The organism is Streptomyces sp. NPDC059740 (assembly GCF_042733155.1).
Classification (GTDB): Bacteria; Actinomycetota; Actinomycetes; order Streptomycetales; family Streptomycetaceae; genus Streptomyces.
In genome coordinates this window covers 26,775-43,052 of the sequence record NZ_JBHWGP010000036.1, presented here as the reverse complement: position 1 = coordinate 43,052, position 16,278 = coordinate 26,775, and the positions used below count along the sequence as shown (strand labels likewise).

The following is a 16,278-nucleotide window of genomic DNA, read 5'->3' as shown; positions in this document are numbered from 1 at the left end:
GGGGGGCTGACCCGCCGGTGGCTGGGCGGGGTTCCGCCTCAGCCGCCGATGGACGACATGGGCCGGGCGGGCTGGAGGAAGGACGGGTCGTCGAGGCCTGAGCCGGCCTTCTTGCCCCACATCGCGGTCTTCCACAGGCGGGCGAGTTCCTCGTCGTCCACCCCCTCGCGCAGCGCGCGCCGCAGGTCGGTCTCCTCGGTGGCGAACAGGCAGGTGCGGACCTGTCCGTCCGCGGTCAGCCGGGTGCGGTCGCAGGCCCGGCAGAACGGCCGGGTGACGGAGGCGATCACGCCGACCCGGTGGGGGCCGCCGTCCACCAGCCACCGTTCGGCCGGCGCGGAGCCGCGTGCGCTCTCGGCCTCCGGTGTCAGGTGGAAGCGGGTGCGCAGCGAGGTGAGGATGTCGCCCGCGGTGATCATGCCCTCGCGCTTCCAGCCGTGCTGGGCGTCGAGCGGCATCTGCTCGATGAAGCGCAGCTCGTAGCCGCCTGCGACCGCCCAGGCCAGCAGGTCGGGCGCCTCGTCGTCGTTGAGGCCGGGCATGAGGACGGCGTTGACCTTCACTGGGGTCAGGCCCGCGGCGCGCGCGGCGGCGAGACCGGCCAGCACGTCGCTGTGGCGGCGGCGGCGCGTGAGGGCGGTGAAGACCTCGGGGCGCAGGGTGTCGAGGGAGACGTTGACGCGGTCCAGGCCGGCGGCCCGCAGGGCCTCGGCGGTGCGGGCCAGGCCGATGCCGTTGGTCGTCAGGGACATCCGGGGCCGTGGGTGCAGGGCTGCCACCCGTTCGACGATGCCCGGCAGGCCGGGGCGGAGCAGGGGTTCGCCGCCGGTGAAGCGGACCTCCGTCACGCCCAGGCGGGTCACGGCGAGGCCGATGAGGCGGACGATCTCGTCGTCGGTGAGGAGGTCCGGCTTGGCCAGCCAGCTCAGACCCTCTTCGGGCATGCAGTACGTACAGCGCAGGTTGCAGCGGTCCGTCAGCGAGACGCGCAGGTCGGTGGCGACCCGGCCATAGGTGTCGAGCAGCACGTGGCCCCCTCCCCGGTCCCGAAGGCTGCGGACGGCGGTCGCCGTCCCGTTCCCCTTGAGCGTACGGGACGTGCCGCCGGCACGGCAGTGCGTATTGCCACCACCACGGCCGGGCGGCCTCGTAGGGAGCTACGAGGCCGCCCGGCCACCGGTCCCGCGCGGGCGGGTGGAACGCGGTCAGTGCGAGCCGGTGCCGGTGAGGGAACGCACCTCCAGCTCCGCGTACTTGGCGGCGTCCGGCTCCTCCCGGGAGGTCAGGGAACCCAGCCAGCCCAGCAGGAAGCCGAGGGGGATGGAGATCAGGCCGGGGTTCTCCAGCGGGAAGAACGCGAAGTCGGCGCCGGGGAACATCGATGCCGGTTTCCCGGAGACGACGGGCGAGAAGAGGACGAGGAGGACCGAGGAGAGCAGTCCCCCGTAGATCGACCACAGCGCGCCCCGGGTGGTGAACCGCTTCCAGAAGAGGCTGTAGAGGATCGTGGGCAGGTTCGCGGAGGCGGCGACGGCGAAGGCGAGTGCCACCAGGCCGGCGACGTTGAGGCTGCGGGCGAACACCCCGAGGACGATGGCGACGGCCCCGACGCCGACGGTGGCCCACCGGGCGGCGCTCATCTCCTGCTGCTCGGTGGCCCTGCCCTTGCGGATGACGTTGACGTACAGGTCGTGGGCGAAGGACGAGGAGGAGGCGAGGGTGAGGCCCGCGACGACGGCGAGGATGGTGGCGAAGGCGACGGCGGAGATCACCGCCAGCAGCACGGCGCCCCCGGTGGAGCCGGCGCCGCCGCCCACCGCCTCGGCCAGCATGGGCGCCGCGGTGTTGCCGGCCTTGTTGGAGGCGACGATGTCCTCGGGCTTGAGGAGGGCGGCCGCACCGAAGCCGAGGGCGATGGTCATCAGGTAGAAGACGCCGATGATGCCGATGGCCCAGTTCACCGACTTCCGGGCGGCCTTGGCGGTGGGCACCGTGTAGAAGCGGATGAGGATGTGCGGCAGCCCGGCGGTGCCCAGGACGAGGGCGAGGCCCAGCGAGAGGAAGTCGATCTTTGAGGTGGCGGTGGCTCCGTACTTCAGGCCGGGTTCGAGGAAGGCGGCGCCCTTGCCGCTTCCGCTCGCCGCCTGCCCGAGCAGTTCCGAGACGTTGAAGTGGAACTTGAGCAGCACCAGGAAGGTGATCAGGAGGGTGCCGGCCATCAGCATCACGGCCTTGACCATCTGCACCCAGGTGGTCCCCTTCATGCCGCCGATGGTGACGTAGAGGATCATCACGATGCCGACGAGGACGACGACGAGGATCTGCCCGGCCTCGCCGGTGATGCCGAGGAGCAGCGTCACCAGGGCGCCGGCGCCGGCCATCTGGGCGAGCAGGTAGAAGATCGAGACGACGATCGTGGAGATACCGGCGGCGGTGCGCACCGGCCGCTGCCGCATGCGGTAGGCGAGGACGTCCCCCATGGTGAAGCGTCCGGAGTTGCGCAGCGGCTCGGCGACCAGCAGCAGCGCCACCAGCCAGGCGACCAGGAAGCCGATGGAGTACAGGAAGCCGTCGTAGCCGAAGAGGGCGATGGCGCCGGCGATGCCGAGGAAGGACGCGGCCGACATGTAGTCGCCGGAGACCGCCAGGCCGTTCTGGAAGCCGCTGAAGGCCCGGCCGCCGGCGTAGAAGTCCTCCGCGCCGCGGGTGGTGCGGCCGGCCCAGACGGTGATGGCGAGGGTGGCCAGGACGAAGACGGCGAAGAGCGTGACGATCAGGACGCGGTGCTGGCCCGCGCCGGCCGCGGCGAGCAGGGTGGGGGTCACGCGTCACCCTCCAGGCGGGAGCGGATCTCGCGGGCCCGGGGGTCGAGCCGGGTCGCGGCGTGGTGGGAGTACCACCAGGCGATCAGGAAGGTGGTGAGGAACTGGGCCAGTCCCAGGACCAGCGCCACGTTGACGTTGCCGAACAGCTTGGTGGCCATGAAGGGGCCGGCGTAGTTGGAGAGCAGGACGTAGGCGAGGTACCAGAGGACGAAGGCGACGGTCAGGGGGAAGGCGAACGAGCGGTGGGCGCTGCGTAGTTCGGCGAACTCCGGGCTGTTCTGGGTCCGGACGAAGCGCTCGGCGTCGATGCCGGTCGGGCCGTCGGCGGGCGCGGTGGCCGGCGCGCCGGTTCCCGCCGGCTCGGGCGGGCTGGGCTCCGCGGGTGGTGCGGTACTCAACGGGTCCTCCGGGGGTGGCCGCCGGTCGGGGGCCCGGCAGCTCGGCATGGGTCCGCTGGGGTGCGGACGAGTGACGTGAGTCACGCATCGTAGAGCCGGGAGTGGTGTTCCGACAGAGGGTGCGTTGGCCAAATCCCGGGGGTTTCTTGACGATGTGCGGGTTGCCGGTCCCGTGTTCGCGCGGGTATCGGGCCCGGCCGGTGCCGCGGGGTGCGGTCGCGGGGGGACCCGTCCGGGTGACGGCGCCGGTCAACCCCCGTCCCGGCCCGGACGGGCCGCCACCGGTGGGAGTGCCGTTCGTTGTCCGGGTGTGAGCGCCCCACCGACCCCGTCACCTGGGCCCGGCCGCCGTCCCTTCGGGACGGTGCGGCTGCCGGCCGCTCTTCCGCTGCCGGAACGTCCCCGTCCGGTGGTGGTGCCCCGCGGCCGGTGGTACGGCCCCCAGGTCGCGTTGCCGCTGCTGAACTACCACGCCCTGCGGAGCCTGTGACGCGGTGCTCACCGCCGCGCGGGTGGTGCGGTTTCGGCCGGGGCGGTGGACCCTGTCCCGTACGGGCGCCGTTGATGTGCGGGGGCACTCGCCGCTAGCTTCACTCGTCATCAGCCGCCGGCGCGTGTCCAGCGCGGGCGCAGACACGGACGATGTGGAGTCCTCATGGCGCAGCTTCGCTCCGTTCCATCCCGCTCCGGACGCGGGCGCACCCTCCTGGCGGCCACCGGGCTGGTCCTGGTCGCCGCGTTCGCCCAGGCACCGTCGACGGCCCTCGCGGCGGGCGGGCCCGTCCCCGCCGCTCCCGCCGCCGACGGTCCGCAGCTGTCCTACGTGGTGAACGCCGTGCCGGGGGCCGTGGAGACCCGGGCGGTGGCCCGTGCGGTGCGCGCGGCCGGTGGTTCGGTCGTCGTGGCGTACGAGCGGATCGGCGTCACCGTCGCCCACTCCGGCGCTCCCGGTTTCGCGGAGGCGATGCGGGCGGTCCCGGGCGTGCAGTCGGCCGGGGCCACGCGCACCGCGCCGCTGCGGGCGTCCGGCACCACCGACATCGGCCGGCCGCAGAAGGTCGACCTGAAGCAGGCGCTCGGGCAGGCCCGGCAGGTCGAGCGGGCGCGGGGCGGGACGGCCGCGGGCGGGGAGCCGCTGGAGCCGCTGCAGTGGGACATCTCCGCGATCCGGGCCGACCGCGCGGCGAAGGTGGACGACGGCAGCCGCCGGGTGACGGTCGCCGTCATCGACACCGGCGTGGACGACACCCACCCGGACCTGAAGGCCAACTTCTCCGCACGCCAGTCGGCGAGCTGCGTGGGCGGCCGGGCCGACACCTCGCCGGGTGCCTGGCGCCCCTGGGACCCGGCGAGCGACTACCACGGGACGCACGTGGCGGGCACGATCGCCGCGGCGCGCAACGGGGTGGGCGTCGCGGGCGTGGCGCCGGGGGTGAAGGTGGCCGCGCTGAAGGTGAGCGAACCGGGCACCTCGATGTTCTACGCCGAGAGCGTGGTGTGCGCCTTCGTCTTCGCCGCCGACCACGGCGTGGCGGTGACCAACAACAGCTACTACGTCGACCCGTGGCTGTTCAACTGCCGCGGGGACGCCGGCCAGCGCGCCATCCTCGACGCGGTGGGCCGCGCCGCCCGGTACGCCGAGCGGCGCGGCGTGGTGAACGTCGCGGCGGCCGGCAACTCGGCCATGGACCTGGCCGCGCCGAAGCTGAAGGACACCTCCAGCCCGGACGACTCCACCCCGGTGAGCCGGACGGTGGACCCGGCGACCTGCTGGGACGTCCCCACGCAGCTGCCGGGGACGGTCACCGTCGCCGCGACGGGGGCGAAGGGGCTGCGGTCGTACTACTCCAACTACGGCCTGGGCCGGATCGACGTGGCCGCGCCGGGCGGCGACAGCACCCAGGTGCCGGACCTGCCGGCGAAGAACGGCAACGTGCTGTCGACCATGCCCGGCGGCGAGTACGCCTACCTGGCGGGCACGTCCATGGCGACACCGCACGTGGCGGGCGTGGTGGCACTGCTGCGCAGCGCGCATCCGGGGGCGAGCCCGCAGGAGATCCAGTGGCTGCTGAAGCTGGAGGCCGACAACCCGGGGTGTCCCGCCTCGGACGCGACCTGCACGGGCACCCGCCACGTCAACAGCCACTACGGCTACGGCCTGGTGGACGCGCTCGACGCCGTCCGGCGCTGACACCCTGCGCCGGCCCGGGCTCGTCGCCGCCCGGGCCGGCGCCGGTGCGCTCCCCTGCCCCCCGCTCCCGCGTCAGCCCCCTGCGGCGGCCGGCTCGGCGGCGGTGCCCCCGGCCCGTCCGGCGCGGGGTGCCGCGGTCTCGGCGTGGGCGAGCAGGTACTGGGCGGCGAGGTAGGTGGCCATCACCCAGCAGGTCTGTTCCGGCAGGGGCCGCCAGTGCGCGAGCCCGGTCGCCAGCAGGGTGTCGGAGAGGAGGAAGAGGGCACCGCCGAGCGCCGCGACGGGGCCCAGCCGCCACGCGGCCCTCGCCGTGGCCGCGAGCAGCAGGCTGTACCCGGCGACCGGGAGCCGCAGTGCGGGCGGCAGGCCGGGCCACAGGGCGGCGAGCACACCGAGCCAGAGCGCGGCGTACAGGAGGGTGAGGCCGGGACCGCCGCGAGAGGACACCGCTCCGCTCCCCCGTCGCGCGAAGAAGGCGAGCCGGCAGGCGTGGCCGACGGCGAACGCCGCCATGCCGCACAGGAAGGCGGTGTCGGAGTCGAGGCCCAGCAGGGTGTCCCCGGCGCACCCGGCGAGCAGTGCCGCGCCCGTCAGCAGTCCCGCGCCGCGCGCCGCCACGCACCCGGCCAGCAGCAGCATCAGCACCGGTTTGGACAGCCGGGCGACGTCCCCGGCGCCGGCGAGCAGCGCGGCCAGGTGGGCGGCGGAGGCGGCGAGGAAGGCCCACCACAGGGCTGCGGCGTACCGGGGCGCGGCCGGCCGGCCCCACGGGGAGCTGCCGGTCCTCACGCGGCGCGGCCCTCGGTGGCCGGTGCCTGGGAGGCTGCCGGGCCGCGGCCGGTGCCGACCGCGCCGGCGGGCGCCGCCGGCTGCCAGCCGGGGCCGCGGAAGACCCGTCCGGCGCGCTCCCGCCAGGTCGTCGCGGCCCGCACGTCGCGCCAGATGGCGGCGTACTCGTGGGTGGCGACCCGCAGCGGGTTGTAGGTGTCGATGTTCTTGGTCAGGCCGTAGACGGGACGCTCCGACTCGGCGACGAAGGAGCCGAAGAGGCGGTCCCAGAGGATGAGGATGCCGCCGAAGTTGCGGTCCAGGTAGCCGCCCTGGGAGGCGTGGTGGACGCGGTGGTGGGAGGGGGTGTTGAGGACGTACTCCAGGGGGCGGGGCAGTCTGCCGACGCGCTCGGTGTGCACCCAGAACTGGTACACGAGGTTGGTGGACTGGCAGAAGGCGAGCACTGCCGGGTGGACGCCGGCGGCGATCATCGGCAGGTAGAACGGCCAGACCGTCCAGCTCGTCCAGGGCTGCCGCAGGGCGGTGGTGAGGTTGAAGTTGCGGCTGGAGTGGTGGACGACGTGGCAGGCCCACAGCACGCGGATCACGTGGTGGCCGCGGTGCGACCAGTAGTAGAAGAAGTCCTGGGCGAGGAGGGCGAGGAGCAGCGTCCACCACAGGAAGGGGACGCGCAACGGCGTCACCTCGTAGAGCGCCGCGTACACGGCGACGATGGGGATCTTCCAGAGGGCGTCGAAGACCAGGCTGCCCAGTCCCATCCCCACACTGGTGGCGGCGTCCTTCACCTCGTAGCCCGCGGCGTCCTCGTCGGGGAAGAGGCGGTAGCTGACGACCTCCAGGACGGTGAGGAGGACGAACGCGGGTATGGACCACAGCACGACGTCGGGCAGGTGCGGCATGCTGGCACGATAGGGGCGCTCGGCCGGGCGTGGCCAGACGTTGTTACCGGCCGGTTTCGTCCGGCCTCCGGGGCCGCCCCCTCTCTCGGCGGTACACCCCCTTACGTCCAGTTTCGGGCCACTCCCGGTCGTATGCGGCTTTCACCGGACGGTCCGGCGCCCCTGACGGGACGTCGGCCGGCGTCCGCGACCGGACCCGTCGGCGACGGCACCGGCCGCCCCTCGTCCGCGGCCGGCCGCCCACCACGCCGGGAGTCTCCACATCCCCTCCCCGGGCGCGGTGTTGGCGGCCCCTCACGCCGCACCCGCGACGGCGTCGCCGGGGCCGGGGCCGCCCGGGCGGCCCCCTTCGCGCCACCACCCGCGCGGCGCTGTCGGTGGCGGCCCGTATTCTCAGTGACCATGCTCGAGGACCGCACGGCAGCAGCCCACCCGATCCCCCCTGGGAGCGTGCCGCGCCAGGGGCACCCCGCCCCCTGGCCGGACGGCTACCCCGAGGGCTACGCGGTGGTCGACGTCGAGACGACCGGGCTCGCCCGCGACGACCGCATAGTGTCGGCCGCCGTCTACCGGCTGGACGCCCGCGGCGAGGTCGAGGACCACTGGTACACCCTGGTCAACCCGCGGCGTGATCCGGGCCCGGTGTGGATCCACGGCCTCACCACCGAGATGCTCGCCGACGCGCCCGACTTCCGGGACGTGGCGCAGGAGTTGTCGCGCCGCCTGGCGGGGCGGGTGCTGGTGGCGCACAACGCCGTCTTCGACTGGTCCATGATCGCCCGGGAGTACGCCCGCGCCGAGGTGGAGGCCCCCGTGCGGCAGCGGCTGTGCACCATCGCCCTGGCCAAGGAGCTGGCGCTGCCGCTGCCCAACCACAAGCTGGAGTCGCTCGCCGCGCACTACGGCGTCGTCCAGCAGCGCGCCCACCACGCCCTGGACGACGCCCGGGTGCTGGCCGAGGCGTTCCGGCCCAGCCTGCACCACGCGGCGCGGGTCGGCGCCCGGCTGCCGCTGCTGGCCTGCCAGCCCCTCACCCGCTGGACGGACGGACCGTCCCCCGCCACCGGTGGGGCCGGCTGGGGCGGTGGCGGACGCGGCGGCACCTGGCGGGCCTCCCGCCGGCTCCCCAAGTGCCCCTACCCCAACCCGGGGCGGTACGAGGCGGGCGGGCGTCTGGTGCAGGGCATGCGGGTGGCCTTCTCCGGGGACACCTCGGTGGACCGGGAGCTGCTGGAGGACCAGGCCGTGGCGGCCGGGCTGCACGTCGCCTCCAGCCTGTCGCGGCTGACGAGCCTGCTGGTCACCAACGACCCGGACGCCCCCACCTCCAAGGTCACCAAGGCAAGGGCCTTCGGGACGCCGGTCATCGACGAGGCGGCCTTCACCCACCTCCTGCGGGACGTGGCGCCGGCGCCGTCGTCCGGGTGAAGTGCGCCCCGACACGCGAGCCCGGGGCGCGCCGCCGGGCGGTCCTCGCCCATGGTGGCGCCATGGCACGTTGTGAGGTCTGCGGAAACGACTACGGGATGGCGTTCGAGGTGCACGCGCAGGGCGTGGTCCACACCTTCGACTGCTTCGCCTGCGCCATCCACCGGATGGCACCGGTGTGCGAGCACTGCCGGGTCCAGATCATCGGGCAGGGCGTGGAGGCGGAGGGCCGCTTCTACTGCGGGGCGCACTGCGCGCGGGCCGAGGGCGAGAAGGGCCTCGCCGACCGCGTCTGAGGCCGGGCGGGCGGGCCGCGGCGAGCAGGCCCGGCACCCCTTCCGGGCGCGCCCGGCCGGGACCCACTGCCGGGCCGCGGCGCGACGGGGGGTACCGTCGCCTACGTGTACCGCTTCCTTTTGTCCCGGCAGTGGGTGATCCTCACCCTTCTGGGACTCGTCATGATCCCGGTGATGATCCGACTGGGTTTCTGGCAGCTGCACCGCCACGAGAGCCGCGTCGCGCAGAACCAGCTCATCGAGCGGTCCCTGTCCGCCGAGGCAGTGCCCATGACGGACCTGTCCGCGCCGGGCCGGAGCGTGCCGCAGGACGACACCTGGCGTACGGTCACCGCGACCGGCCGGTTCGACACCCGGCACGAGGTGGTCGTGCGGCAGCGCACCGCCGCCGACGGCCAGAGCATCGGCTACTACGTGCTCACGCCGCTGGTGCTCACCGGCGGCCCGCGCTCCGGTGACGCGGTACTCGTCAACCGCGGGTGGATCGCCGCCGGTGACGACCTGACCAGGTTCCCGCACGTACCGGCCGCGCCCTCGGGCCGGGTGACCGTCACCGGCCGCATCCGGCCGGACGAGACGACCGCCAGCGGCATCAAGGACACCCGGGGCCTGCCCGCCCGCCAGGTCATGCTCATCAACAGCCACCAGCAGGCCCGTTCCCTGGGCCGCCCGGTGCTCGGCGGCTACCTTGAGCAGACCTCCCCCAAGGCGGCGCACGGCAAGCCGGAGCAGGTCCCCGCCCCCGACCACGACAGCATCGGGCCGCACATGGCCTACGCCGTGCAGTGGTGGCTGTTCGCCGCCGCGGTGCCGGTCGGCTGGGTCGTGCTGGTCCGCCGCGAGGTCCGCGACCGGGCCGAGGCCGCCGCGCGCGCCGCGAAGAAGGCCCGGGGCGCCGGCACCCCGGGCGGGGACGGCGGGGACACCCCGTCCACCGCGGACACCGCGGCCGGGGCGGGCGCTGAGACGGCGGGCACGAACGACGCGGGGACGGCGGGCGCACAGGGTGCGGAGCCCGTGGACTCCGCCGCCCACCCGGCGTGAGGCGTCCCTCACTGCCGCCCGACGGTGACTGCCCCGGCGTGCGTGGGGCACAAGCCCGCTCGTGCAACCACACCTCGAGGACTACGCGCTCATAGGCGACCTGCAGACCGCCGCACTGGTCTGCCGCGACGGGTCGATCGACTGGCTCTGCCTGCCACGCTTCGACTCCGCCGCCTGCTTCGCCGCCCTGCTCGGGGACCGCGACAACGGTCACTGGCGCATCGCCCCGACCGCGGCCCACGCCCGGCCCCGCCGTTCCTACCGCGGGGACTCGCTGGTGCTGGACACCGAGTGGGAGACGCCGACCGGCTCCGTCCGCGTCACCGACTTCATGCCGCAACGCGACCGCGCCCCCGACGTGGTGCGCATCGTCGAGGGTCTGTCCGGCCGGGTGGAGATGACCAGCGAGCTGCGGCTGCGGTTCGACTACGGCTCCATCGTCCCCTGGACCCGGCGCACCGACGGCTGCCAGGTGGCCGTCGCCGGGCCCGACTCGACGTGGCTGCGCACCGTCCCCGGGACCGGGGCGGAGGAGGTGGCGGGCGGCACCCGGGCCCGGTTCACCGTGGGCGCGGGCGAGAAGGTCGCCTCGGTCCTCACCTGGCACCCCTCGCACGAGTCCCGGCCTCGCGACATCGACCCCTACCGGGCGCTGGAGCAGACGCTGCACGACTGGCGGGAGTGGGCCGCGCACTGCCGCTACCGCGGCCCGCACCGCGAGGCGGTGATGCGCTCCCTGATCACCCTGAAGGCGCTGACCTACGCGCCGACCGGCGGGATCGTGGCGGCCCCGACCACCTCCCTGCCCGAGGAGCTGGGCGGGGTCCGCAACTGGGACTACCGCTACTGCTGGCTGCGCGACGCCACCCTGACCCTGGGCTCCCTGCTGCGCGCCGGCTACACCGAGGAGGCCGCGGCCTGGCGGGACTGGCTGCTGCGGGCGGTGGCCGGGGACCCGGCGGACCTGCAGATCATGTACGGGGTGGCGGGCGAGCGGCGGCTCCCGGAGACCGAGCTGGACTGGCTCGCGGGGTACGGCGGGTCCCGGCCGGTGCGGGTGGGCAACGGGGCGGTGGACCAGCTCCAGCTCGACGTGTACGGCGAGGTCCTCAACTCCCTGTGGCTGGCCGGCGAGACGGGCCTGCCCCCGGCGCCCCACGGCTGGGACCTGCAACGCTCCCTGCTGGACTTCCTGGAGTCCCACTGGCGGGAGGCCGACGAGGGGCTGTGGGAGGTGCGCGGCGGGCGGCAGCAGTTCGTCCACTCCAAGGTGATGGCGTGGGTCGCGGCGGACAGCGCACTGCGCACCGTGGAGGCCAACCCGCACCTGCCCGCCGACACCGACCGCTGGCGGGCCATGCGCGCGCAGGTGCACCGCGAGGTCTGCGAGCGGGGCTTCGACGCCGAGCGCGGGACCTTCACGCAGGCCTACGGCTCCCGGGAACTGGACGCGGCGACGCTGCTGATACCGCGGGTCGGTTTCCTGCCGGGCTCGGATCCCAGGGTGGTGGGCACGGTCGACGCGGTGCGCCGGGAGCTGGGCCGCGACGGCTTCGTGCGCCGTTACGGGACCCACCCGGGTGACGCCCGCGGCGGGGACTCCCCGGTGGACGGGCTGCCCGGTGGTGAGGGCGCGTTCCTGGTCTGCTCGTTCTGGATGGCCGACGCGCTGTACCTCACGGGACGGCACGAGGAGGCCCGGGAGCTGTTCGAGCAGCTGCTGGCCTGCCGCAACGACGTGGGGCTGCTGGCGGAGGAGTACGACCCGGCGGCCGGCCGGCAGCTCGGGAACTTCCCGCAGGCGTTCAGCCACGTCGGCCTGTTGGGGACCGCCTTCACACTGCTGGGCGGCGCGGAGGCAGACTGGCCCCATGGATCTTGGACTGAATGAACGGGTGTACGTCGTCACCGGGGCGACCCGCGGCCTCGGCCTCGCCACCGCGCGGGCCCTGCTGGCCGACGGGGCGCGGGTGGTGGTGAGCGGGCGCACCGAGGACGCCGTGTCCCGGGCCGCCGCGGAGCTGGGTGAGGGTGCGGTGGGCGTGGCCGCCGACAACGCCGACGCGGACGCGCCGCAGCGGCTGATCGCCGCCGCCCGGGAGCACTTCGGGCGGTTCGACGGCATGCTGGTGAGCGTGGGCGGCCCGCCGCCCGGCACCGCGGCGACCAACACCGACGAGCAGTGGCGCGACGCCTTCGAATCGGTCTTCCTCGGCGCGGTGCGGCTGGCGAGGACGGCTGCCGCGGAGCTCGGCGAGGGCGGTGCGATCGCCCTGGTGCTCTCCGGCTCGGTGCGGCAGCCCATCGGCAACCTGACGATCTCCAACGGCCTGCGCCCGGGGCTGGCCGGGTTCGCCAAGTCGCTCTCGGACGAGGTCGGTCCGCGCGGTGTCCGGGTGGTGGGGTTGCTGCCGGGCCGGATCGCGACGGACCGGATGCAGCAGCTCGACGCGGCCTCGGGCGACCCGGAGCGGGCCAGGGCCCGCAACGAGGCGGCGATCCCGCTGGGCCGCTACGGCGACCCCGAGGAGTTCGGCAGGGTCGCGGCCTTCCTCCTCTCCCCCGCCGCCGGGTACGTCAACGGCGTGATGGTGCCGGTGGACGGCGGGGCCGGGCGCAGCGTCTCCTGACGGCACCGGCCGGCGGGGCCGGGGGTGCGGGGCCGGAGGAGCGGGGCGGGGCCTGCGTCACTGCACGCGTTCGGCCCCGTGGCGCACGCCGCCCAGCCTGATCTCCGTCGGCAGGGTGTCGGCTCCGACGGAGTCCCGCAGCCCGGGCAGGGTGGCCTCGTTGAGGTGCGCCACCGCCCGGGAGGGGTCGGCGTGGGGCTCCAGGCGGAGCCAGAGGCGCAGGGCGGGGCGGGTGCGCCGGCCGGTGAGGCGGGCGGCGGCGCGGGCCACGCCGGGCAGTGCCTCGACCTCCGTCTCCACCGCCTCCTCCAGCGCCCGGCCGCGGACCCGTGCGCCGGCACCGTCGTGGGTGTCGACCAGCACCTCGCCGATCTTGTTGCGCCGGAACTGGCTCAGCAGCCACCACAGGGCCAGCAGGGCCAGCACCACCAGGACGGCGAGGACGACCGGCCACCACCAGCCCTGGTCGCGCCAGCGGGTGCGGTCGGCCCGGCTGAGCAGGACGCCGTCCGGGCGGGCCCAGGGCCAGCCCGCGGGCAGGTTCCAGCGGCGCGGCATGTCCTGGCCGCCGAGGAGCACCAGGCCGCCGGCGCACAGCAGGACCAGCCCGGCCAGTGCGGTCAGGATGCGGTTGAGGGTCTTGCGTACCTGTCGTCCCACCGTCTCGTCTCTCCCCGGTCTCGTCTCCCGTCGGCTCGGCCCGCCCCACCGGTCACCGCCGGGCGGGGCGGCGGACCCGGACCCTGGTGTGCAGCCGGTGGGCGAGGCCGAGGCGGTCCACGCTCTCCTCCAGGGTGTCGCGGAGGTCCTCGCGCACCTCGTCGAGGTCGCGGAAGTGCGAGACCGCCTTGGCCTTCGCCCGTCGCCGGCCGACCTTGAGCCGCACCGACTGCACCCCCGGCACCTCCATGGCCCGGTCGCGCAGGACCAGCGCCGCCGCGGGGCGGGTCAGCACCGGCCGTACGTGGGGGCCGGGCCGCCGCATGGGCAGCACCGCGCGGACGCCGGGGGTGAGGGCGAGGACCAGCAGCCAGAGTCCGAGCACCACGGCGACGGCGGCGCCGATCGTGGTGAACACGTCGTCCAGCGGCCGGTGGGCCAGGTCCTGGGCCAGGGTGCGCCGCCAGGGGGCGGCGCTGCCGCCCGCGCGGACGACGGCGAGGTCGTACAGGAGCAGGGCTGACGCGCCCAGCACGACGAGGGCCAGGAGGGCGGCGGGCACGCGGCGCGACGACCAGAGGCGGCGGACCCGGCCGACGGCCGGCTGGGGGTGGTAGGCGGGCCCCGCCGCTTCGGCCGGCGCCTCCTCGGCGGGCGGGCGTTCCGCGGTGGGCAGTGGCCGGGTTCCCGCCTCGGGCCCGGCCGCAGCCCCGCCGTCCGGGGCCCGGTGCCGACCACCGCTGCCACCGCCCGCGGGGTCCGGGCCGTCCCGCCGGGCACCGAAGTCGTCGCTCATCGCACCCGCTCCGTCCCGCGGTTGCCGCTGTGCGGTGACTGCAGGCGCTCCACGGTCACGGCGACCTCGGAGACGTCCATGGCGGCGAGGGCGCTGACGCGTTCGGTGACGCGGCTGCGGACCGCGCCGCAGCGGGCGCCGATGTCGGCGGGGTAGGAGAGGGTGACGGTCACGTGCACCCGGGCCTCCCCCAACCGGTCGGGGTCGTCGTCGCGGTGGTGGACGGTGACGCCCGCGTGGGCCTCACCCGCGGCGTCGGAGGCCTCCCGCAGCGCCTCCCGGGCGGCCTGCGCGGCGATCTTGGCGACGACGCGGTCGGCGACCCAGGTGGCTCCCCGGGTCCCGGCCGTGACCGCGGCCGGGTCCCCGGCGTGCTCGTCCGCCGCCGGCCCGGCATGGGTGGGGGCCGTGGTCATCGCGGCTCACCGCCGCCGGTCGCCGCGGTCGCCGGCCCGGCTGTGGAACAGGTCCCCGACGTCCAGGTCGCCGTCGAGGTACCTCCCGGCCACGAAGCCGACCGCGCCCAACGCCGCCACCAGCACGAAAGCCCCGAAGCCACCGAAGAATCCGGCGAAGCCGAGGGCCATGCCGGCCAGCAGACCGATCACGGCCATGTTCATCCACGCGCTCCTTCGCTCTCCACCGGACCGACGTCGCCAGGAAGCGCCGCGGCTACTGGATCCTGGGCTGTTCCTCCTCGTCGTCGTCCGGCTCGTCGGGGAGCTTGACGTCGCTGACGGCGATGTTGACCTCGACGACCTCAAGGCCCGTCATGCGTTCCACGGCGCGGACGACGTTCTCGCGCACGGAGCGGGCCACGTCCATGATCGCGACGCCGTAGTCGACGACGATCTCCAGGTCCAGCGCGGTCTGCACCTCGCCGACCTCGGCCTTGACGCCGCGGGTGACGGACCTGTCCCCGCCGCCCCCGGGAACCCGGTCGCGCACGGCGCCGAAGGTGCGGGACATGCCGCCCCCCATGGCGTGCACGCCGACCACGTCGCGGGCGGCGAGTCCGGCGATCTTGGCGACCACCCCGTCGGCGACGGTGGTGCGTCCCCGCGCCCCCGCCTCCCCGCGCTTGCCGGTGGACACCCGCCGGGCGCCGTCACCCCGCTGCTCCATCTCGCCGGGACCAGGACGGTTGCTTGCTGCGCTGTCGGACATGAGCGGACGTCCTTTCGTGCGGAGGCGGTTCTCACGCTCCTGAGCCCACCGTAGGGCGGCTCGCTGCGGCCCGCTCGACGACTGCTCCACCCGTGGGACGCCCCGGGACCGCGGGCGGGGCGCCGGAGGGACCGCCGGGCGGGGCGGGGACGGAGGCGTCCCACCGCCCGGACCGCTGCCGGGCGGGGCCGAGACCGCCCGGGCCCGGGCCGGGCCCGCAGACGCGGGCCGGGTACCGGGCGGGCAGACGCGCAGTCCCCGCCCGGAACTGACCGGGCGGGGACGGAGGACGCCCCGGTGACGTGCCGGTGCAGCGGCTCAGACCTCGACGCCTGCCAGGTCGCGCAGCCGGCGGGTCTGGGCGGCGCGTTCCGCGGCCCGCTGTGCGTCGTAGCCGCGGTCCCCGCCCTGGACGAGCAGTGCCTTGGTCTCGACCACGGCGTCCCGGGGGGCGGCGAGCAACGCGGCGGCGAGGTCGTCCGCGGCGGAGTCGAGTTCGGCGCGCGGGACGACGAGGTTGGCCAGGCCGACGCGTTCGGCCTCCTCGGCGTGGACGTAGCGGCCGGTGGCGCAGATCTCCAGCGCCCGGGCGTAACCGACCAGGTTCAGCAGGGGGTGGGTGCCGGCGAGGTCGGGAACCAGGCCCAGGCTCGTCTCGCGCATGGCGAACTGGACGTCCTCCGCACAGACCCGCAGGTCGCAGGCGAGGGCGAGTTGGAAGCCGGCGCCGATGGCGTGGCCCTGCACGGCCGCGACCGAGATCAGGTCGGGCCGGCGCCACCAGGTGAACGCCTCCTGGTAGGCGGCGATGGTGGCGTCGATGTCCGCATCGGAGCCGCGCACCATGTCCAGGAAGGACGGGTCGCCGTCGATGCCCTCGGGGGTGAAGGCCTGCCGGTCCAGGCCGGCGGAGAAGGAGACCCCCTCGGCGCGCAGCACGACCACCCGCACCGTGCCCGGCAGCTCCCTGCCGGCCTGCGTCAGCGCGCGCCAGAAGGCGGGCGACTGGACGTTGCGCTTGGCGGCGTTGGTGAGCGTCACCGTCGCGAGGGCGTCGTCGACGGTGAGCCGCACACCGGCCGTGTCGAGCAGGTCGAGCTGGGGCATGGCATGCCTTTCGGTTGTCCGGCCACGGTTAAGTGACTGAACAGT

At 74.9% G+C, this 16,278-nt stretch carries 18 protein-coding genes; 7 read left to right on the top strand and 11 right to left on the bottom strand.

All coding sequences use genetic code 11. From position 1 onward, the window contains the following. Positions 1-38: 38 nt before the first annotated feature. The 3 genes from moaA to ACFV3R_RS28735 all read right to left on the bottom strand — a co-directional run bounded on the left by moaA (position 39) and on the right by ACFV3R_RS28735 (position 3,223). On the bottom strand, positions 39-1,028 hold the full coding sequence (moaA, locus tag ACFV3R_RS28745; protein ID WP_385589200.1) for a GTP 3',8-cyclase MoaA: 990 nt from the start codon (positions 1,026-1,028) through the stop codon (positions 39-41). Positions 1,029-1,205: 177 nt separating this feature from the next. Then, positions 1,206-2,825 carry a cation acetate symporter gene (locus ACFV3R_RS28740; RefSeq protein ID WP_385589198.1) on the bottom strand — a complete coding sequence of 540 codons (1,620 nt, stop codon included), beginning with the start codon at positions 2,823-2,825 and terminating at the stop codon, positions 1,206-1,208. After that, entirely contained in the window at positions 2,822-3,223 is a 402-nt protein-coding gene (locus ACFV3R_RS28735) for a DUF485 domain-containing protein (protein ID WP_385589196.1), read from the bottom strand. The genes ACFV3R_RS28740 and ACFV3R_RS28735 overlap by 4 nt, the downstream gene beginning before the upstream one ends. A 310-nt stretch (positions 3,224-3,533) precedes the next feature. On the opposite strand from ACFV3R_RS28735, the gene ACFV3R_RS28730 reads away from it, so the two are divergent. Then, positions 3,534-3,713 carry a hypothetical protein gene (locus tag ACFV3R_RS28730; protein ID WP_385589194.1) on the top strand — a complete coding sequence of 60 codons (180 nt, stop codon included), beginning with the start codon at positions 3,534-3,536 and terminating at the stop codon, positions 3,711-3,713. A 165-nt stretch (positions 3,714-3,878) separates the two neighbouring features. Continuing rightward, the gene (locus tag ACFV3R_RS28725; RefSeq protein WP_385589192.1) at positions 3,879-5,414 is read left to right on the top strand and encodes a S8 family serine peptidase; all 1,536 of its coding nucleotides are present in this window, start codon (positions 3,879-3,881) and stop codon (positions 5,412-5,414) included. A gap of 72 nt (positions 5,415-5,486) precedes the next feature. Here the strand turns inward: ACFV3R_RS28725 and ACFV3R_RS28720 are convergent, their stop codons facing one another. Together ACFV3R_RS28720 and ACFV3R_RS28715 are read right to left on the bottom strand one after the other, a co-directional pair. Further along, complete coding sequence (locus tag ACFV3R_RS28720; RefSeq protein ID WP_385589190.1) at positions 5,487-6,203, bottom strand: lysoplasmalogenase family protein; 717 nt, start codon at positions 6,201-6,203, stop codon at positions 5,487-5,489. Next, positions 6,200-7,105: a sterol desaturase family protein gene (locus ACFV3R_RS28715; RefSeq protein WP_385589188.1), complete on the bottom strand. Its 906-nt coding sequence runs from the start codon at positions 7,103-7,105 to the stop codon at positions 6,200-6,202. The genes ACFV3R_RS28720 and ACFV3R_RS28715 overlap by 4 nt, the downstream gene beginning before the upstream one ends. Before the next feature lie 402 nt (positions 7,106-7,507). On the opposite strand from ACFV3R_RS28715, the gene ACFV3R_RS28710 reads away from it, so the two are divergent. The 5 genes from ACFV3R_RS28710 (at position 7,508) to ACFV3R_RS28690 (ending at position 12,503) form a co-directional block, all read left to right on the top strand. Beyond that, positions 7,508-8,533 (top strand): DEDDh family exonuclease, encoded by a 1,026-nt coding sequence (locus tag ACFV3R_RS28710; protein ID WP_385589186.1) that lies wholly within the window; start codon positions 7,508-7,510, stop codon positions 8,531-8,533. A 62-nt stretch (positions 8,534-8,595) separates the two neighbouring features. After that, complete coding sequence (locus ACFV3R_RS28705; RefSeq protein ID WP_385589184.1) at positions 8,596-8,829, top strand: hypothetical protein; 234 nt, start codon at positions 8,596-8,598, stop codon at positions 8,827-8,829. 105 nt (positions 8,830-8,934) lie between these two features. Next, positions 8,935-9,873, top strand: a complete 939-nt coding sequence (locus tag ACFV3R_RS28700; RefSeq protein ID WP_385589182.1) for an SURF1 family protein — start codon at positions 8,935-8,937, stop codon at positions 9,871-9,873. A 28-nt stretch (positions 9,874-9,901) separates the two neighbouring features. Beyond that, complete coding sequence (locus ACFV3R_RS28695; RefSeq protein ID WP_385589259.1) at positions 9,902-11,764, top strand: glycoside hydrolase family 15 protein; 1,863 nt, start codon at positions 9,902-9,904, stop codon at positions 11,762-11,764. Beyond that, a complete protein-coding gene (locus ACFV3R_RS28690) occupies positions 11,745-12,503 on the top strand; it encodes an SDR family oxidoreductase (protein ID WP_385589180.1) in 759 nt (252 codons plus the stop codon). The genes ACFV3R_RS28695 and ACFV3R_RS28690 overlap by 20 nt, the downstream gene beginning before the upstream one ends. Positions 12,504-12,560: 57 nt before the next feature. Here the strand turns inward: ACFV3R_RS28690 and amaP are convergent, their stop codons facing one another. The 6 genes from amaP to ACFV3R_RS28660 form a co-directional block, all read right to left on the bottom strand. Further along, positions 12,561-13,163 (bottom strand): alkaline shock response membrane anchor protein AmaP, encoded by a 603-nt coding sequence (amaP, locus tag ACFV3R_RS28685; RefSeq protein WP_385589178.1) that lies wholly within the window; start codon positions 13,161-13,163, stop codon positions 12,561-12,563. A gap of 52 nt (positions 13,164-13,215) precedes the next feature. After that, complete coding sequence (locus ACFV3R_RS28680; RefSeq protein ID WP_385589176.1) at positions 13,216-13,959, bottom strand: DUF6286 domain-containing protein; 744 nt, start codon at positions 13,957-13,959, stop codon at positions 13,216-13,218. Next, a complete protein-coding gene (locus ACFV3R_RS28675; RefSeq protein ID WP_385589174.1) occupies positions 13,956-14,375 on the bottom strand; it encodes a hypothetical protein in 420 nt (139 codons plus the stop codon). Before ACFV3R_RS28675 ends, ACFV3R_RS28680 begins: the two co-directional genes overlap by 4 nt. Positions 14,376-14,381: 6 nt before the next feature. Then, positions 14,382-14,579, bottom strand: a complete 198-nt coding sequence (locus tag ACFV3R_RS28670) for a hypothetical protein (RefSeq protein ID WP_385589172.1) — start codon at positions 14,577-14,579, stop codon at positions 14,382-14,384. 52 nt (positions 14,580-14,631) lie between these two features. Next, positions 14,632-15,084, bottom strand: a complete 453-nt coding sequence (locus tag ACFV3R_RS28665) for an Asp23/Gls24 family envelope stress response protein (protein WP_385589257.1) — start codon at positions 15,082-15,084, stop codon at positions 14,632-14,634. A gap of 360 nt (positions 15,085-15,444) precedes the next feature. Then, a complete protein-coding gene (locus ACFV3R_RS28660; protein ID WP_385589170.1) occupies positions 15,445-16,233 on the bottom strand; it encodes an enoyl-CoA hydratase/isomerase family protein in 789 nt (262 codons plus the stop codon). Between the last annotated feature and the right edge of the window lie 45 nt (positions 16,234-16,278).

Coding starts and splice junctions, on each gene's coding strand:
- ACFV3R_RS28725 (WP_385589192.1), top strand. CDS start 3,879: ATGGCGCAGCTTCGCTCCGTTCCATCCCGCTCCGGACGCGGGCGCACC.
- ACFV3R_RS28715 (WP_385589188.1), bottom strand. CDS start 7,105: ATGCCGCACCTGCCCGACGTCGTGCTGTGGTCCATACCCGCGTTCGTC.
- ACFV3R_RS28710 (WP_385589186.1), top strand. CDS start 7,508: ATGCTCGAGGACCGCACGGCAGCAGCCCACCCGATCCCCCCTGGGAGC.
- ACFV3R_RS28705 (WP_385589184.1), top strand. CDS start 8,596: ATGGCACGTTGTGAGGTCTGCGGAAACGACTACGGGATGGCGTTCGAG.
- ACFV3R_RS28690 (WP_385589180.1), top strand. CDS start 11,745: ATGGATCTTGGACTGAATGAACGGGTGTACGTCGTCACCGGGGCGACC.
- ACFV3R_RS28680 (WP_385589176.1), bottom strand. CDS start 13,959: ATGAGCGACGACTTCGGTGCCCGGCGGGACGGCCCGGACCCCGCGGGC.
- ACFV3R_RS28675 (WP_385589174.1), bottom strand. CDS start 14,375: ATGACCACGGCCCCCACCCATGCCGGGCCGGCGGCGGACGAGCACGCC.
- ACFV3R_RS28670 (WP_385589172.1), bottom strand. CDS start 14,579: ATGAACATGGCCGTGATCGGTCTGCTGGCCGGCATGGCCCTCGGCTTC.
- ACFV3R_RS28665 (WP_385589257.1), bottom strand. CDS start 15,084: ATGGAGCAGCGGGGTGACGGCGCCCGGCGGGTGTCCACCGGCAAGCGC.
- ACFV3R_RS28660 (WP_385589170.1), bottom strand. CDS start 16,233: ATGCCCCAGCTCGACCTGCTCGACACGGCCGGTGTGCGGCTCACCGTC.